Here is a 19,187-nt window from a genome sequence, read left to right on the forward strand (position 1 = left end):
TCCTATTTAATTTCATTTTATGGCACACCGCATCTACATATACAATATCGATTCTACTTCTGGAGAACATTACCCAAACTATTTGGGTGAATGGAACTATGTGTTACCCCCATTGCTCATACCACTTTTTGGTGTCAATAATAAGGCAAAAGGAACGCAACTCTATGCAGATCGTGAGCAAGGCATTGTTTTGTTAAGACAATTCTATAATTTATTGGCTGATGAATACCAGTTGCATTATAAAAAAGCCTATTATGAACCCGTAAACGGACTATTTACTTTTTTAGAAGCGCTACCTTACGATAAATTCTCGATTGATGGAACTGATGTGTTCCATATGAAGGAAGAGAAACATTCGGTACAAGTTAAAGAATGGGTAGTTGAAATTCAAGAACAGATTAAGCTATATCAATTAGCGATTGCGTCACAAAGTCTGGCTCCTTTACAAGAGCTATTGGAGACTTTCGGGTATAAAACATTTTTAGAAGCATTAGAAACTGATTGGATTAATTATGGCTTGGGCTATTGGAATGAAGAAGCTTACAAACATAATTACACCGAAATATTTGAAGAAAACAACTTAAAAGGACTAAAAGATGCAAAAGGCAATTGCATTGTCCCTGCTATTTATAACGAAATATTTGAGTTTATAGATGGTATTGCGGTCATACAAAAAGACAACAAGTTTGGCTACCTCAATACACAAGGAACCGAACTGGTCCCTCCTCTTTATGAGGAAGCTTTTGATGCATTTAAAATATATTATGGTGAAATCATCAATTACGATTATACTTTTGAACAAAAAGTAGGGACTGTTTCCTGTAATAATATATTTGGGCTTTTAGATATCACGAAGAATCAATTGCTTATTCCGATTGTTTATGAGGAACTGGAACATATTTTCGGGGATTATTTCAATGCTAAAAAGGATAATCAATACTTATTCATCAATCATAAAAATGAACAACTTATAAAGGAAGAAAGTGAAACTCCATTTGAATTCGAGGGAGTTGAACTGTTCTTTTCAAAAATTAAAGGATCTTCGAAACGCAAATATTTCAATGCAAATGGCGTTTTTATTGGTGAATATGTAGAAGATGAACTACAAACATTACCACACCTTTTTTTCTATGTAAAGCCAAATAAAGGACAGAAAAAAACGGAAATTATACAAGCAAATGGTGAACTATTAGATACAGACATCGATCAAATAATCACCCTGTCAGGTTACCAATCTTTTGCTTATAGAAAAGCTAAAAAATGGTTTCTTTTCGATACGCTTAATCATAAACTATGTTTAGCTGAATTTGATATTCAAAAAATAAAGATCGATTATTTAGCAAATTTCTTCCAAGATGTCTACATCATAGAAACTTCCCTGGATAAAGGTGTTTTTGATGCTAAAAACGACTGTTGGTTGCTTCATCCTCATACCGATTATCTTAAAATCGAGCACCTCCAAAAACATTACTTAAGTGTGCATCAAAAAGAGGGGGTTCATTACTGGGATGGGGAAATCAATCTATTGAGTCCAAGGTACGATTACATATCCGAAGCCATCAACCTGGAAACCGATAAATTATTTCTCTATCAAAATGAAGAACTCCTTTGCCTAAACTCGAAGAAGGAAATCAGAAAAGTAGCGGATGAAGAAATAGGGAAATTATACAATCGGAGATACAATTTAAGGGGCAAAGATTTAGCCCATTTCGATCAGTTTTATGAGCAATGGAAATCTAATATTGGTCAAGATTATTTTCAATATTTTGATGACGATAGCTTATTTCAATTGGGAGTAGATTTCTTTAAAGCGAATAAAACTGAGGAAGGCATCGCAGTCTATAAGCTGGGTGCTTCACGCAATCATCCTGAAATGATGACGGAATTAGCAATTATCTATAGCAATACCGAAGAAACTCTGCATGCGAATTTGCCATTAGCAATCGATTTGTATAAGAAAGCCGCCACTTTGGGAGAAAGAAATGCCTGGAATAACTTAGGCTATCATTACCAGAATGGTATCGGAATTGAACAAAATATAACGAAAGCGATTGAGGCTTACAGCAAAGCAGGTGAATTGAAAAATAGACTGGGCTGGAGCAATTTAGGAGATTTATATTATTATGGAGAGCTTGTTGAACAAGATTATGATAAAGCCCTTGAGTATTATTTGAAAGCGCAAAAATTGTATCAATTTAATTCGGATAAAATAACAGACATCTATTTTACGCAAGAGGATTACAAAAAAGTTTTACCACTACTAAAAAAAGATCGCGAAGAAGAATTTTCACCGATCTATTACGGGCTCATGTATGAGCAAGGTTTGGGAGGATTAAAGCTAAACCTTAAAAAAGCCATCTCTTATTATGAAAATGCAATGGAAATCAATCATTATCCACATGCTGTAAAACAATTATTGTATCATTATCGCGCAGCATCGGATTTAGCGAATGAAGTGCTATTTAATGCTTGGTTGCACTATGCGGAGGTAAACGAGATTGAAATCGATCGAGAACTTTTAGGGTTAGAACCTCCTAAAAAAGAATCCTTTTTCAAAAAGATATTTAAGAAATAAACTGGCTAATCAGCATAAAACAAGAGCTATGTTCAATCTATTTAAAAAGAATAATTCCTTTCCTAAGGAAACAGAACCTGGGAATGTCTGCATTAAAGGTGATCAGCTCTTTTATGAAGATCATGGAAATGAAGAAGTTGTCGATTTATTAAAACTTAAATACGCGTATATACAGGTTTTGGGTGATAGACCTTTTTTATTCCTATTTGATTATCATCAACATTATATAAGCATCACACAAAAAGGTTTTTCGAACATTTATCCCCTATTATCAAAACGTTTTGGTTTTGATGATACCTTATTCTTTAATACTGTAAATAGTAAGGAAGAACAGAAACACCGTATTTGGATCAAGGAACAAACCAAAAACTACGAAATCCAAACTACTGTACACAACGATTTTTCGAAAGGGTTTGAAGTCTTGTGTCAACCTGCTGTGTTTATCTCTTGGGACACGACCTATCATGAATTCTTAACATTAAATATCGGTCATATCTACGCATCAGAATTTGGTTCTAATTATTTCAAAATAGACTATCCAATTCGCATTGGTTCGATGATCATTCAAGATCTAGAATTCTATTACGATAACGATCAAAAAAACATTGCTGTTCAGGCATATTTTACTTCGCTTTATAGCAGTACAAATAGCGATGATAGCTACAAAGAAATTCGTGATTTGTGGATGAAGGAAATTCCAACCGATTTAGATGAGGCAGGTTACGAAAGAGCAGATCAAAGTTATGTGAGGTTTGATATGCTAGACATGCAGTTAACGTTGTCCTACACCTATGATGCAGCATACGGTTATGATGATGGAAGTACGACTTTAGGAATCGATAACTTCAGAGATTACGCCGATGTTCTGCTTCAACCTCGCGATGATTTAAAACCCGAAACTACCAAAATCATTACGTTTAAATCAGATATGAATTTCTTACCAAAGTACCAAAAGAATTCAAATGTAACCACTATTCCCGATTTAATTCATCAAGAAGCGAGGCATCGTCAGGCGCTTTGGCTAGATGTAGCCAATGAAAAATTCGGATTTACTGGTGATCAATACGCAATTGAATATCAGTTGACAGGCGTGGATTATATCACCATTCAAAATGTGCTTCCAGCCAAAGGTGGTGGCTATGTAGAATTGAGCGTACAACCTAAATCAGGCTATTCGGAAGGCATTTATTACGGGGAATTGAATTCCTTGGATGAATATGCTTTGCAAATAGAGCAGCTACTTGGCATAAAAGTCGAAATGCCTGAGCCTTATTATAACTGTTAAGCCATCTTAAAGATGCATTGGTCATGAAATTACTTTATATACTTTTACTGCTTCCCATTATGAACTGTTTTGGACAGAACAAATTGAAAGTGGAAACAATTTTGACAAAATACATTTCTGCTTGTAAACAAACAGAAAAAGGAGCTTATGTACGCTATAGACAGCGAGTTCCTATTATAGACATTTTAGAGCCGCAAATAAATATTGTCCATCAAAAAGGTACTGAATTAAAATATCAATTGCAGGGAAATATTAGTTCTGGGGGTATGTCTATTTCTCAAGTAAAAACGATTCGTTTAGAAAAGGAAATTATCGAAGACCAACTGATCCTCAAACATATTGTAATGGTTAAACACCCGCCTGGAAAAGAAGGTAACAATGTCATGGGCTACAATTATACGAAAGAAGAAAAATTCAAAATTCCAAATGGCATTAAAGTAATTAAGATTGAGTTGTACGAAGAAAGATTAAATCAACGTACTGGTAGCAGAATCCCAAAAGAACGATTGTTGTCCGAAAAAACGATTAGCGGAAGCTGAAAACCATTAAAAGATAAAGGATATGAGTAGCATAAAAAAGATTTCCTACAACTATGTAATCTGCTTTTATTTGTTGAATATATTGTTCAGTATATGCATCATCTCTTTTGAATATAATAAAGGCATGCAATATCTAATTTCTACATTGCTTATCTTATTTTTGGGATCCGGAGGCTATTTAAATGCTAAAAAAGGGAAACGAATATTATCTATCTCTTGGGTATTTATTCTGAATTTTATTTTAGGAATCGCTAGTATATATGCGATAGAAATTCTTGGAGCTAAATTTAATATTCTTGGTGGTAGCCAAGGTGGTGGTACTGTTTTAATTGTTCTTTTTCAATATGGAATCAATTCATATTTATTTCCATTTATCGAATTTATAGAAACCATAGTTAATGAATCTGCATCAGTTGTATGCATTATAATCTGTTCTCTTATTATTCCTTTAATTGGATATCTAATTGGTAAATTAACGTTAAAAAAATAAACATGATATCAGCAGCTACTTTAAACCTAGAAGGGGCCCTCATACAACTTGCATTTTTCCTATTTCTAGGCGCAGGAATACTATACACTCTCATCATTTGGGTCTATCATCTGATTAATAAAATAGAGAAAAATGGATCCTACTATGTACGTTCATTCTTTGTTTCCGGCTTCTTCGTTCTGTTATTAGCCGTATTCATATTTTGTATTGCATTACAGATCATTTAATAATAGATACCTTATGGATAATAAAAAAACAGTCTGTAGCATTCATGGCGAACAAGAGGTTGGATTACTTTGCACACATTTAGCTCATAGCTTATTAAATCAATCTCAGGTAGGGTTTCATGAATATAATGATGGTGATCTTGGCCGACCTGATGCATGGTGCAATGAATGCGAAGGAAAATTAGCAAGAATTACCAATGACACAGAACAAGAGCAATGGTTCTTGGCATGCGATTACAAAATACTTTGTGCAGGTTGCTGGGACGAAGCGAAAGAAATTGCTAGAAGAAGCGATATTGCGTAGATCTGACCAGACTATCTCATAGAAACTACCCAGACGAATAGATATAAAATGAATCAATCTTGTACTTAAGGTAGACCAGTTTGGATACAATAAAGAATCCCGACATATTTTAATATCGGGATTCCTTCGTCTAGCTTATTTTTTGTTATTTCTTCAGATCCAACTCGACATAAGTGGGATAATGATCCGATATATAATGGGTAAATTCATTTTTTATAACACCACTTTTAACAACCATCTTAGCAGCTCTAGCATTAGCCCAAATAAAATCAATCCGTTTTGGAACACCTGTATCACTTTGTTTAATATGACCGTTTCCATCTTTAAATGTAGGTACCGTACTTTCAAAATTTTGATGTAATAAACGATACGTATCTATAAATCCTGCATCTTTTAGTTTCCCTAACACGCTATAATCAATCTGACCATTATTAAGATTACGAATATGTTCATGTTTTACTTCATTTCCCAGCATACCTACCAAAACTTTGTCATCATAATTTTCTTGATCAGATGCATCTAGCGAATTGAAATCGCCCATAATCAAAATAGGTTCGTTTTCAGGAATTTCTTTTGCTTGAGCCAACACATCGGCCACTTCTTTTAATCTTTTTTGATAGTTAAAAGGTGAAAAATGGATTACAAAAAAATGAATTCCCTTTATTTTAGCATAGATGTAACTATGCCACATATTTTCTGTGACTTTACGAAAATTGACCAATGGATATTTTGATGTTATGGCAACTGGAAAACCATCTTCTTTAGATTGCAAGACATAATCATGTTTAATTTTTTGCCCCAATTGTTCCAATGTTTTCTGAGTGTATCCATTCATTTCTTCAAAAGCAATCACATCAGGGTTCCAATCTTTCGTAAAATTGATAAATCGATCAATATTGATTGAATCTTTTTTAAGTCCGTAAAGCACATTATAGGATACGATTTTCAAGTGCTCTTGTGCAACAGAAATCTGGGCACTGATCACCATAAACAGGATCAGTAACATGTTAGATGATATATTTTTTTTCATAATATTAGCATTAGAGAACCGTCAGGTTCCATTCTTATTTGTTATTAATAAAACAGATATGAGTAAGGTTCGGTGACCTTACTCATGAAAACTAGATAAATCAGCAACTATGTCCCTGATTTATCCCAACCCTCATTTTGTTCCAATTTATCATTCAATTGAAGTTCTTGGGTAGGAATCGGATAGTAATAATCTTTTGATTCTATCCATTTTTTATCAATGTCTGGTAAATTGACGATACGTCCACCATTATTCCCATTTTCTAATACAAGTTCTCCTAATTTTTGATATTGAACACCTGGCTTTCTTGTTGGTGCTGTCCCTTGGTAAATCACTAAGTCCAACTTACCATCTTGGTCCAAATCATATTCCCCTGCTCCCGGAAAATACATTCCATAGAAAGGTTGTGCGACCTTTGTACCCTCCTTCCAACGTAATAGATCTTGATATCGTAAACCTTCTTTCACCAGTTCAATGCGACGTTCCCGACGAATCTCTAATATAGCACCTGTCTGTCCACTTTTAGTTACATTAGGATAGCTTGCCAATAAATATGGGTCTGGAGTTGCAATCGCATCACTTAGCAAAAGATTAGGCATCGCAACACGGTCACGCAGTAGTTTGATACTTCTATCGATATCAGACTGCGTCAAATTTCCTAATTCAGCTTTTGCTTCAGCATAATTCAATAATACTTCAGCATATCGGATAATGGGCATATCATTACTCGACTGCCCAGCATCAAACGCAGGAGCTAGAATATACTTGATATATTGATATCCTGTGACTGATGTTGCGAAATCAGGGACTGATGTAGTAGTAGCACCAATCCTTTTATAACCAGGGGTACGAATGGTCTGAGATAAGCGCGGATCCCTATTTTGCGTCTCTTCATAGAAACTTATCTTTTCAAAATTTGGCTTGTCAGTAAAGCGAGTACCATCCTTCATCAGGTAACTATTGACCAATTGCTTAACCATTCCTGGTCTGCCATAAGATGCTGACAGGATATAAAAGTTGGCCGAATGCACATAGGGTACCGCAGCATTATACTGTCTGGATAAGATTATCTCAGAAGTAATGGCATCCTCTGCAATAAAAAGTTCATGATAAGCCGTATTCACATTGCTTTTGTAGATACTGTAGATATTAGATTTCATCAGCTCATCAGCAGCTTTTACTCCCTCTTCCAGTATGGCTTCCCAATCTCCTAAACCATGATATTTGCGAAATGTACCTTCGAAAAGACACATTCTAGACTTATAGGCCAATGCTGTCCATTTGGTGATAAGTTGTCCACTTTTCGTATCGCTACAGTTTGCAATAGCATAATCGAGATCTTCTAAAACCTTTGCAAAAACTACTTTCCGAGAATCTCTAGCTTTGAACATGGCAGGATCATCTAGTTCGTTCACGGTTTCGTACAAAGGCACATTGCCGAATCGCTGAATTTTGTCAAAATAGAAATATGCTCTAAAAAAGCGAGCTACTCCGTCATATTGCAAACGCGCTCCTTCGTCAGGACATTTATGTGAATTAGCTAAATAAAAGTTGATCTTGCGCAGGACAGCCCAAGACCATCCTCCGCCACTAGAAGGAGTAGTTCGCGTGCCCTGAAATTCGGCAGCTAATGTATTTCGAGCCTCATCATCACCTTGACTAGGATTGTTATAATGAATAGCTAGTGCATCTGGCAGATCACTATAAAAAGCGTTGGTATAGGTTTGTAATTCTGATGCTGTACGAAAATAATTCTCTGGAGCTAGCTCAGATAAAGGGTAACGCTCGAGATATTTATCGTTACAGGAATTTAGGAGAAGAACTGTTGCGAATGCCGCAAATTTTGTATAGGTGTTGTTCGTTTTCATTATTTAATTGGTTATGCGATTTACAATGAAACTTGTACTCCAAATGAAAATACTCGACCTACAGGATAACTTCTTCCTGTATTGTCTGTCATCACTTGTTCTGGATCGATGTAATCTGTCTCTAACTTAGTCCAGGTATGTAGGTTTTCCCCACTAAAAAATACACGCAATTTATTGATGTGTACACGCTCTGTCAAAGAAACAGGAAGTGTGTATCCTATAGTCAGATTTCTCAGTTTCAAATAAGCGATATCTTGGATATACATATCATTGGCAACAGATAGTTCCGAATTCTGAGCAGTATAGCCCCTTAAGAATGGAAAATAGGAATCAGTATTTTCAGGAGACCAAATCTTATCTTGAAAATCAGCTGGGATGAAGGAATCATAAGGTCTTGCATACACGGACCAAAATGCTTGAGCTTCGAGATTTGGATACCAATTTTGGCGACCGACTCCCTGAAGAAAAATCGAAGCATCGATTCCATTCCAGTTGGCAGATAAATTGAGGCCATAGGAATAACGCGGCTGATCATTACCGAGAATAGTCCGATCTCCAGGATTGTTCAACGTATTATCGCCAGCATTAATAATACCGTCTCCATTCAAATCCAAAATTTTAATATCGCCGGCCTGCAACATCCGAAGATCTGCTGTAGGTGCTTGTACACGTCGTCTGTTAATTTGATCCTGATTGACAGTCTGAGCATAGGCTTGGGCTTCTTCAGTAGATTTAAAAAATCCATCATAATTATAACCCCATATTTCACCTAATTTTTGCCCTGTATAATAATTGTTCAACAGACCTGCATCATTAGCAAATTTTGTAATCTCAGCCTGATAATCGGATAGCATACCGCGCACAGAATAATGAAATGCTTTTCCCGCTACAGCGAATTGATCTTTCCATAGTAAAGAAACTTCAAATCCTTTGGTCTTGAGATCCGCAGCATTTTCTTTAGGCTCTGCTGCTCCGAAAACTGCAGGTTGTGTTTTCCCTCTACTGAGCATACCTTTTGTCTGCCGTACGTATATGTCTGATTGAAAATCCAACCGATTGTTGAACATACTGAAGTCCAAACCGAGATTACTGGTGGTAATCTCTTCCCAGGTCAATGTTGGAACTACAGGTGCTGGATTATTAGCAACATTCAATTTTTGCCCATTGACAAGATATGAGATCTGACCTGTACCCATTGATGAGATATAAGCATAGGTACTTACTTCTTGATTCCCTAAGGATCCATAAGAATAACGCACTTTTAAATTATTGATGGTGTTTTTCAACGGTTGGAAAAATTTCTCTTCACTGATGCGCCAACCTGCAGAAAAAGATGGGAAAAATCCGAAACGACTATGTTTAGGGAAACGCGAAGTACCATCATAGCGTCCGCTCACCTCTAACAGATATTTCCCTAAATAATCATAATTTAATCTATAAAACCCACCTCGGATGGCCCACTCATCCGCACCACCTTCAAATTGTTTTTCGCCAATGACCAAGTCTAGATCATTTAAGCTTTCAGAAAGTAAATCTTGTCCGATTCCGCCGATTCTTTTGTAGGCCCGATCCTCTTGATTGAATCCTGCCATTACGGTTAAATGATGATCCGCAAAATCTTTTTTATAAGTAGCAAATACATTGATAAAATGCCATGCATATTTACTCATACTTTCTCGCAGTTTATCTTGATTTAACTGCGAAAGAGAAGACAGCTCCATTACTCCTGGATACTTGGAGTAAAATTGCTTCGTCTGTCTGTAGGAATAATCAGATCTATACTCACGGTAGGAATAGTTACCGGTAACACTCAGACCTTTGCCAAGCTTAACAACCGCTTCTGTCATATTGGTAAACTCTGTACCGCGGGTGTACCCTTTCATATTGCCACTTTCAAGGGCATTGTGCAGCCCATAACCGATTGGATAACTATTGATCCCTGAATAGCCTGTTAATGTCCCATCAGGATTGCGTGGAACATACATGGCATGATAATGATAGGTTGGACTGTTACTGACATTATTAGCAACCGTACTAAAATTATTTTCCAATCCTGCCCAATCATAAGATGATTTAAAAAAGTGAGTACTGTTGCTTATAGTCAACCATTTTTTAACATCACTGGCGATATTAGCTCTTAAATTATATCTCCCAAACTGATCAGGATCAATATTAAAAATACCCTGTTCACTAGCTTTTGATCCGGACAGTGCATATCTGGTATTTCCTGTAGACCCAGAGAACGAAAGGTTATGTTCACTCTTTGGTCTAGTTTCATCATATAGGTAATTGAACCAATCAAAATTGCCATAATAGCGATTTATATCCTGGCCACTTGCATCTTTTTTAACAACGACCCAAGGACGATCAGGATTTTCTACTTTATCATTGACTCTAGCTAATAACTCTTCATAATCCTCATCGGTGTATCGTGTGGTACGATATCCCAACGCATTGTACATCGCATCATCATTGAGTTTGGCATTCCAATATCCACTAGTTATAAAGTCTGTATTAGTAGCATGTTTGGTAAATCCGATGTTATTACTATAATCAATAGTAGATTTACCATCTTTCCCTCCCTTCTTAGTGGTTACTAACACCACTCCAAATGCTCCACGTGCCCCGTATACTGCAGCTGCGGAAGCATCTTTTAATACCGTCACCGATTCCACATCATTTGGATTGACGCGATCTAATGTACCTAATATACCATCGATAAGGATCAGTGGACTTCCGCCATTAATGGAGGTATTACCACGTATATTTACAGTACCACTGTTTCCGGGTTTTCCAGATCCAAATACAATATTTAAATTTGGAATACTTCCCTGCAATGCCTGTGTTAATTGGGTGACGGGTCTATCCTCAAATTCTTTACCTGATATTTGACTAACTGCTCCAGTCAAATTGACACGCTTTTGCTCTCCGTAACCAACCACAACAACTTCATCCATCGCTGTAATCGCAGGCTTCATATAAACAATCAAATCTGACTGATTATTTACAGTGATTTCCTGCGGTTGGAAACCTACAATTGAAAATTGCAATTGTACATTATTACCTGACAATTGAATTTCAAATTGTCCGGTTTCAGAACTACCGGTTTTATTTGTCGTACCCTTTTCGGAAACCGTTACATTACCTAATGGTTCACCAGCTGCATCTAAAATTTTCCCCTTAATTTTACGTTGTTGGACAAGTTCTACAGGAGCTGAAATTCCAGTTGAGATAGCAGTCATCGGCAATGCTTTACTCAACACTACATTATTATCAACAATCTTATATTTGATCTGATACTTGACTAGAATATCTTTCAGTACAGTTTCAAATGGTACGTTACGATAATTGATATCTATTCTTTTTGTATTGGAAACGAGCGATTCTTTATACAGAATATTGAAACCACTTTGCTTTTGTAATTCTTTTAGTAGCGTCTCCAGTTTAACATTTTGCTTCTTCATGTTTATACCCTGACCATAAGTAAGGGCGCTCACGTGTAAAGCTGTGGCAAATAATAATGGCAGTGCGATTGACAATTTCATAGCCAATGGGTTAATGGTGAAGGTTTGCCTAAAATCCATAGGCATTCCACACCGATTTTTTTTGTACTTTTGCATACGGTTGATATTGATTTTATACTGTTAAGATTTATTCGGCCTCTGTCTTTTTAAAAGACAAAACTTCAGGGGCGGTCGCAACGCTCCTGAAATTTTTCACATATGTCATTATTTCATTACATAAATTCTCCTTCCTTTTAATTGGAAATGTATACCTCCCACCAACTCAATAGTTTGAAGTAGTCGATTAATATCTTCGTATTTGGAAATTGTTCCAGAGAATTGAAAATCGGTCAATTGATCTTTAAATATAACTTCAACATCATACCATCTACTTATCGTTGCCATCACTTCTTCAATTGCTATTTTTTCAAAAGCAAATTTCCCATCTTTCCAAGCAGAAAAATAAAAAGGGTCAACTTGTATTTTCTTTACGCGCTGATCAGCACTATTAAATGTGGTTTGTTCGTCAGGTAATAAATACTGTTCTTCTTGACTACCATCCTTAAAGTTCAATTTCACTTTACCCTCTAATAATGTGGTGACAATATTTTGTCCATAATTTTGCAAATTGAAGACTGTACCTAGTACTTCCAATTTTTGAGCTCCCGTATGGATGATAAATGGTACGCGTTTTCCTTGATAAATTTGTTTCGCAATTTCAAAATAGGCCTCACCAGTCATTTCAATCTCCCGGATCTGTTTATTGAATTGAACAGGATATCGAAGGACTGTCTTAGCATTTAACCAAACCCTTGTCCCATCTGGTAAATTTAATTTATACTCCCCCCCTCCAGGTGTCACAATGGTATTGTATACCAATTTTGACACTTCATTGCTTGGATATTTTGCGCGATAAGATATGGAACCATCTGCAGTTTTTACAATTTCAAAATCGCCATTATCGATAACAGTATCACCTTTAATTTTTTCCAAGTCAATGCGTGATCCATTCTCTAAAATAATTTGGGCTTTATTTGTCCCTGGTAAAACTTCCAGCTCCGCATCTACAATTTGGATATATGCTAAATTATCAGTCTTATTATGCTCATTCCAAATTAGGAAAGCTACTATTCCGACCAATAACATTACTGCTGCAGCTACTATGCTCTTAATTATTTTAATTTTGGAAGATGAATGATTTGGTATATCGGTTAAAACATCTTTTACGCGCTCATCATTTTTTATTTTGAAAAATAAAAAAGCTGAATCGGGTTCTTTAAAAGAAGTATTCTCATCCAATTCTTCTTCCATCAGCTGTTCCCAAGCTTCCAAAAACTCTGAATCTTCAAAATACTTGGCAAAATTTTCCTTCGCAGTTCCTTCAAGGGACCCTGCATAGAATTGACGGATAAGTTTTTTATAAGCTTCTACTTTGGACATCTTGTATTTATTGTACGCTATGATATTAATCGCACTAAAATGAAAGATGGACTAGTCAAAAGATGTTTTTTATAAAAAATATAAAAAACAAGATATTTTCTAGCCTTAAACGGACAAAATGATAAGCAGCAACAAGGTGATTCCGTACCGTATTTTTTGAAATCCCGATTTTATCTGATATCTCAGAATAACTGAGTTCATCAATCTTACTCATCCGAAAAATAAGCTGCTGTTGCGCGGGCAATTGGTTAACTATAGTATCTAAAAACACAATCAAATCCTTATCTTCAATCTGTTTTCCCAACTGATCATGTGCTTCGTCCCATTGCGAGTACTGAGTTAATTGAAACCGTTGACGAACGACTTCTTTTCTAAATGCAGAAATAGCCATTCTTTTTGCAACGATAAATAGAAAAGGATAAATTGCTTGAACATCTGGTATATCATGACGCTTGACAAAGAGTTGAATAAAGACTTCCTGTAATATCTCTTCAGCATCAATATGGGAAGGACAAAGTCTACATAATCTTTGGAATAAGATGGGCTTGTAATATTCGAAAATCTTATAGAAAGCACGTTCATCTCCTAATTTAAAGCGATTAAACTCATCTAAACTACACGAAATTCCTTTCACATCCATTATAATATGACTCTTGGGTTATTTTTGGTTAAAGTAACGAAACTGATATTAAATCTATATAAATATAAGGTTATATCAAAATGAAATTATATCACTACATCCCAAATTGTCATTTATTTTGCATTCGAAATTACCATTTATATTATTCCATGTAAAGAGATACCCAGGGGACTCCATTACATGGGATACTATTTATAATCATCTCTATATATACGCTTACTGACCGTGCAAAAATGATCGTTTACCGAGTTTCTCTCCTCGTCCACCTATTTTCAATAATCGCTGAAAATATATAGTACTACTTTTGAATCATAAACAAATACATAAATTGATTTAACATGAAAACTAAAACAAACTTCGAAATCAATAGCAAAACAATCACAAATGTTTTTCAAAGAGCATTTGATTCGCTAAAAAATTCCAAATTAAAGATTACTTCTAGTATTGGAAAAGTATACGTTCATATTTCACTACTATTGGCAATAGTTATTGGTATTATATTTCCTGTAGCTCTTATCATTTTAGCCATATTAACAGTATTTTCAAAGCTTACTATTTCTATTGAACAAGAAGTAGAACAACCATCGCAAAGTAACAAAATCATAGAATTGAAATAATTAAGAATGAAATCAATAGCGTGCACCTGGCTATTGATTTCATCTTTTATCAGAGATTACGAGATGCCAATCAACGATTGTACCTTCATAATATGGTTTTCCATTTTTTCGTTATTCCCTATCTGCATTAATTGTGTTATTGGTATCGAATAGTTTATTTATTCTGGGTTGAATAATCCATATCCCTATGGGGAAAAACCAAATTAGAAAAAACTCTCCCGCACAATCGTTAAAGGTTACAGTCCTTTGAAACTCAACAGCCTTGAGTGCTTTTGCATTAAAATAAAGGCAATAAAAAATACAGTACATAGAGAATAAATGGAGTGGAATTATTAAAACAAAAATTGCGAGATTTGGATGTTCGCCCACAGAAATGTCAAATATACCACCGAACATAAACACGGAGAAGAATAACATATACACAAGAGGAATAAAAACAAAAATCTTAAACTTAGTCAAGTTCATCTTCGATGTCTTTGGAAGTTTCCTATGAAGACTTGTTCCAAGAGTATATAGCCACCCGAAAAAAAGCCCCATAACTAAAATAAGCAGAATTGGAAACGCGGAAGAAATAAATGTTAGGTTGCTACCTGTCAACATGTAACCTATTGTGATGAGCTGTAAAATCATTGGAAGTCCCACTAGAAGTCCGAAAAGTTGCCAGTGTTTTAGTGTCAGAAGTTTTGTCATCTTACTTTTTATTTAAATTATTATTTGCTTGTGCTACGTACGAATTAATTGCTAGTCGTTACGAGCTTTGCATTCGAGAGGGCTTCATAAGATTTCCTCAAAATTTTATTGAGAACATGGAACCTAGCTGACCGCAAAATCGTCTCGACATACGAAAAACACTCATTTCAAATATTCTGTCAATTTTAATCTTTTTCTTCATTGCATAACTAGCATTTAAATTGGCTAGCGTCTATGAGTTTATAGAGGGAGATAAAATTCTGGATAAAATTTTAAGCGAAAATTGTTTTGTAAAAAGTATGGTTCACTGGCTGATGCAAAAACAGTTTAAGTAGTTGTCAAGATAGAAAAATATGCTATGCTTATTAATTTGAAATAAATATTTTCTTCTTTGCAATATCTATGGTCAAAACTTTACCTAACCAATCTATACTAGTTTTGCCTTCATATATCAACCCCTCAACAAAGGCAACGTCTAACTCTTCTAGTTGTAGTTGTTTATCTACTGTATTTAATTTTGCTAGTTTCCCCGTGTAATATATATTTTGCTTATTAAAGTCGCTTGTAATGGGGACGGTTTTAAAATCTGCTTTATTTAATGCCAACGGTTCCAAAAATTTGGAACTGAACCAATATGAATTTTTCCCAGCTCCGCTATCCAATAAAGTTTGGATTATCAAGGAGTCGTTCAGTTGCACATAGGTAAAGATATCAATAGCTTTCCCTGCGTAATCTCCTACCTGAATATCCATACTTTTTTCATTTTTTGTCGACTTGTCAAAAAGGATTGTATTGTTGATATAATCAATAGTAATTGCTGTTTTTCGAAAAGGTTGTAATGAAATCAGACCGTCTATGTCTCCTGCTTCTAGGTCTATAATAGCATATTGTTGATTGTCAAAGTCTTTATTATTGATTTTAACACTTTTCGCATTGTACAAGTCAAGGTTAACTTGTTCTCCAGTGGCTCTGTGCCCAACAAAAAAATTGTTTGTTTTTTGATTTTTTAATTTTTGAGAAAAGTTAAAAAAAAGAACATTTAACCCTGCCCCTGTGTCAAAGATAAATTTCCCTTCTACATCATTTATTTTAGCTTTAATGATAATATGTCCGCTTTTGTTGATTTCGAAAGGAATCTGTGCATTCATTTTTGTAGAAAAAAATAAAAGTATAATAAGTCCAATTATTGTAACAATCTTTTTATTCATTGCCGCCTTTTTAAATTACTATTAATGTTTTGTTTTGTCTAACGGCTGATAATTGGAATACGTTAGCTCAAATAAAAATTGAATTAATGTTTAAATTTTGGAGATAGCTTCGTCCTCTTTAGTATTTATTAGCCTTCGGAGTAATCAAGCACAATAAGATTTATTTACTATAGATAATTAAAATTGTTCCCTTCTTTACAAACTGTTAAAGCCTTATATTTAGATATATAAATATAATAAAAAATTTATAGATTAAATATAATGACTTATAATCTAATCAAAATTAAGGATAGCGCGGTATTACTAAAATACATAGAACCGTATATTTTGAACAATCGGTTACCTCGAATTCGTAGTTTTACATAATTTTTAAGTTATAGTCTACGCAAATGACGGATACTAATCGAAATTAAGTGAGTTCAGTGATCTAGTAATGCTTATTCCAGTTAATTGGATATCGTAATGAACGTATTGCACCAAACTAGGAAAATCGGTAGCTTCCTTCTTAACACTAACTGTATTTACAAAAACATCATTCAGTGAGGAAGGTTGTAAAACACTGTGCACACTATGATTTTCACTCAGTAATATGGTTTCAATTGAATGGTTTGTATAAGATATACCACTTTTAAAATAATTATATCGATTTAGCAAAATATTATATAAATTTATATGCATTAATAACCAATCCATAAATTTAATACACATGCAAGCATTTTCAAGAAGAAATTTCTTAAAAACCTTAGCGGTTGCTACTTCGACCCCCCTATTGATATCAGCTTCACTCACGACATTGCAAGAAGATAAGGGAGCTTTTATCGATAAACTATTACCAGCTCCAAAATTAGGAGGATTTTCCATGGACGACCATTGGGTATGGGATCCATCGGTAATCAAAGGCGAAGATGGTCGTTATCATATGTTTGCATCAGCATGGAGCAAAAAATATGGATTCGGTAATTGGGCTACTAATTCACAGGTTGTACGGGCAGTTTCTGACCGACCTGAAGGGCCTTATCATTTTGTTGAAGTTGTATTACCAGCACGTGGACGTCAATTCTTTGATGGACTTACCACTCATAACCCCCGGATTGTCAAGGCAGATGGCTATTATGTACTTTATTATTTCGGCAATACTTATGATCGTCCGCAGCCAGCATATGATGAAGATGTTTGGGCCACAGGATTAGCTAAAGAAGCCTGGATGAACAAGCGCATCGGAATGGCCTATTCCAAATCCATCCAAGGGCCATGGATCCGTGCGGACCAGCCCATGCTAAATCCCAGGAAAGGTAAGTGGGATGCCTCTATCACGTCCAACCCCTCTCCTGTCGTATTACCCGACGGATCCGTCTATTTACTTTATAAATCATCGCCCTTTAACTACGATCCCCCCTTATTATTGGGTGCAGCAAAAGCCTCCGGTTTCAAAGGGCCCTTTGAAAGGCTGTCCGACAATCCTATTTTCTCGTTCCACACCAAAGAGAAGCATGATAATGATGTGGAAGACCCATTCGTATGGTGGAATGGTAAAGAATATGAGTTGATTATGAAAGATCGATTTGGACATATTTGTGGAGAAGAAGGCGGTGGTATACATGCTTTTTCAACCGACGGTGTCTCTTGGCGCTTAGCTGATCAGGTAAAAGCATATTCCAAAAAGATTCTTTGGGATGATGGATCAACTACTATCCAAGCTAATTTTGAGCGTCCTTTTCTATTATTTGAAAATGGAAAAGCTACACACCTTTTTGCCGCCACAGGATCAGGAAGTGGTCCCTATCAATTTGATAAAACATGGAATATGGTCATTCCTCTTAAATAATAAAAGATTTGTTCAGCTTTCCACTGTTTTCGACAGTATAGGTCACCCAAGTGTGCTCTCAGGTTCTACAGAAGGTTTATCGGTCACTTAGACTCATACAAATGAAAAAGAGTTCGGCAAATTGCGAACTCTTTTTTTTTAAAATTAATTATCATTATTTTGTGCGTGAAATTTAAGTTTCTTCAGCCATCTCTTTTACTTTAGCCATTGCCAGCGGCCAAGTGTCTTCCATATATGACACATATTGGTCATTCATATCCATATTAACCAGCCAAACCGTTGTATCGCCAACCTCCTTTAAGGTGTAATTTTCCAATGCATCTCCCCACTCCTCACCTTTATAAGTGGTAGGATCTTCGACCCCATCTTTTACTTCTCCTAAATGATGTATGGAAAGAAATTTCCCTGGAATACTTTCAACAATCTCTGATAGCATACCATTTCCTGTACCATCATGAAATAAGGCTTTGCTGCCTTTTTTCCAATCCGTTTCGACACTTGAACCTGCAGCAAATGGTGCAGTCCATTTCCCGTAAGAATCTTTGCCTATGATAATTTGCCAAACTTTTTCGGGATTGGCATTAATAACGATACTGAATTCTAATTTTTTCATCTTGCGCTATTTTAAGAAAAGTAATTTTGCTAGCTTTATTTTAGATATCTATATATTCGTCGTTAGCTTTATAAATTTCGCAATTAAATCTTAAAGTACAAAGCGCTATAAAACATTTAACTGACATCATTTTTTAACTTGACTTATTTGCTTTGTTTCTATAGCTAAAATACCTCCCATTATTATACAATTTGGTTAAAACAGACTCATGCTAGGATTAAACTCTCCCCTGTTTACTGTACACGGATAGGATATCAGCATATGGGGCTGGCGAGATTTGCTAGATCTATTCTTTCTATCGATGAATAGCACTAATAATTTCGGTACGTAGAT

14 protein-coding genes are annotated in these 19,187 nt (G+C 35.4%); 7 read left to right on the plus strand and 7 right to left on the minus strand.

Features of this window, described 5'->3' with window-relative positions; all coding sequences use genetic code 11:
• Positions 1–19: 19 nt before the first annotated feature.
• The 5 genes from ACFX5U_RS12995 (at position 20) to ACFX5U_RS13015 (ending at position 5,420) form a co-directional block, all read left to right on the plus strand.
• Positions 20–2,575, plus strand: a complete 2,556-nt coding sequence (locus tag ACFX5U_RS12995; protein WP_400260986.1) for an SEL1-like repeat protein — start codon at positions 20–22, stop codon at positions 2,573–2,575.
• 28 nt (positions 2,576–2,603) lie between these two features.
• Positions 2,604–3,860 carry a hypothetical protein gene (locus ACFX5U_RS13000; RefSeq protein WP_400260987.1) on the plus strand — a complete coding sequence of 419 codons (1,257 nt, stop codon included), beginning with the start codon at positions 2,604–2,606 and terminating at the stop codon, positions 3,858–3,860.
• 23 nt (positions 3,861–3,883) lie between these two features.
• A complete protein-coding gene (locus tag ACFX5U_RS13005; protein ID WP_400260988.1) occupies positions 3,884–4,399 on the plus strand; it encodes a hypothetical protein in 516 nt (171 codons plus the stop codon).
• 124 nt (positions 4,400–4,523) lie between these two features.
• The gene (locus ACFX5U_RS13010; protein ID WP_280566926.1) at positions 4,524–4,889 is read left to right on the plus strand and encodes a hypothetical protein; all 366 of its coding nucleotides are present in this window, start codon (positions 4,524–4,526) and stop codon (positions 4,887–4,889) included.
• Between the two features lie 240 nt (positions 4,890–5,129).
• Complete coding sequence (locus ACFX5U_RS13015; protein ID WP_400260989.1) at positions 5,130–5,420, plus strand: hypothetical protein; 291 nt, start codon at positions 5,130–5,132, stop codon at positions 5,418–5,420.
• Between the two features lie 145 nt (positions 5,421–5,565).
• Here the strand turns inward: ACFX5U_RS13015 and ACFX5U_RS13020 are convergent, their stop codons facing one another.
• The 5 genes from ACFX5U_RS13020 to ACFX5U_RS13040 form a co-directional block, all read right to left on the minus strand.
• Positions 5,566–6,450 (minus strand): endonuclease/exonuclease/phosphatase family protein, encoded by an 885-nt coding sequence (locus tag ACFX5U_RS13020; protein ID WP_400260990.1) that lies wholly within the window; start codon positions 6,448–6,450, stop codon positions 5,566–5,568.
• A gap of 107 nt (positions 6,451–6,557) precedes the next feature.
• Positions 6,558–8,318: a RagB/SusD family nutrient uptake outer membrane protein gene (locus ACFX5U_RS13025; protein WP_400260991.1), complete on the minus strand. Its 1,761-nt coding sequence runs from the start codon at positions 8,316–8,318 to the stop codon at positions 6,558–6,560.
• A gap of 20 nt (positions 8,319–8,338) precedes the next feature.
• Positions 8,339–11,938, minus strand: a complete 3,600-nt coding sequence (locus tag ACFX5U_RS13030; protein WP_280566914.1) for a TonB-dependent receptor — start codon at positions 11,936–11,938, stop codon at positions 8,339–8,341.
• 108 nt (positions 11,939–12,046) lie between these two features.
• On the minus strand, positions 12,047–13,261 hold the full coding sequence (locus ACFX5U_RS13035; RefSeq protein WP_400260992.1) for a FecR family protein: 1,215 nt from the start codon (positions 13,259–13,261) through the stop codon (positions 12,047–12,049).
• 55 nt (positions 13,262–13,316) lie between these two features.
• Positions 13,317–13,901, minus strand: a complete 585-nt coding sequence (locus tag ACFX5U_RS13040; RefSeq protein ID WP_038699029.1) for an RNA polymerase sigma factor — start codon at positions 13,899–13,901, stop codon at positions 13,317–13,319.
• Positions 13,902–14,239: 338 nt separating this feature from the next.
• Between ACFX5U_RS13040 and ACFX5U_RS13045 the strand changes: the two genes are divergently transcribed.
• On the plus strand, positions 14,240–14,518 hold the full coding sequence (locus ACFX5U_RS13045) for a hypothetical protein (protein WP_280566910.1): 279 nt from the start codon (positions 14,240–14,242) through the stop codon (positions 14,516–14,518).
• Positions 14,519–15,573: 1,055 nt separating this feature from the next.
• Here the strand turns inward: ACFX5U_RS13045 and ACFX5U_RS13050 are convergent.
• Positions 15,574–16,416, minus strand: coding sequence for an aspartyl protease family protein (locus tag ACFX5U_RS13050; protein ID WP_400260993.1), 843 nt, complete (start codon positions 16,414–16,416; stop codon positions 15,574–15,576).
• 706 nt (positions 16,417–17,122) lie between these two features.
• On the opposite strand from ACFX5U_RS13050, the gene ACFX5U_RS13055 reads away from it, so the two are divergent.
• Positions 17,123–18,241 (plus strand): glycoside hydrolase family protein, encoded by a 1,119-nt coding sequence (locus ACFX5U_RS13055; protein WP_400260994.1) that lies wholly within the window; start codon positions 17,123–17,125, stop codon positions 18,239–18,241.
• A gap of 172 nt (positions 18,242–18,413) precedes the next feature.
• Here the strand turns inward: ACFX5U_RS13055 and ACFX5U_RS13060 are convergent, their stop codons facing one another.
• Entirely contained in the window at positions 18,414–18,854 is a 441-nt protein-coding gene (locus ACFX5U_RS13060) for an SRPBCC domain-containing protein (RefSeq protein WP_400260995.1), read from the minus strand.
• Positions 18,855–19,187: the final 333 nt, after the last annotated feature.

Origin of the sequence: Sphingobacterium sp. SG20118, assembly GCF_044740685.1 — a bacterium.
Taxonomy (GTDB): domain Bacteria; phylum Bacteroidota; class Bacteroidia; order Sphingobacteriales; family Sphingobacteriaceae; genus Sphingobacterium.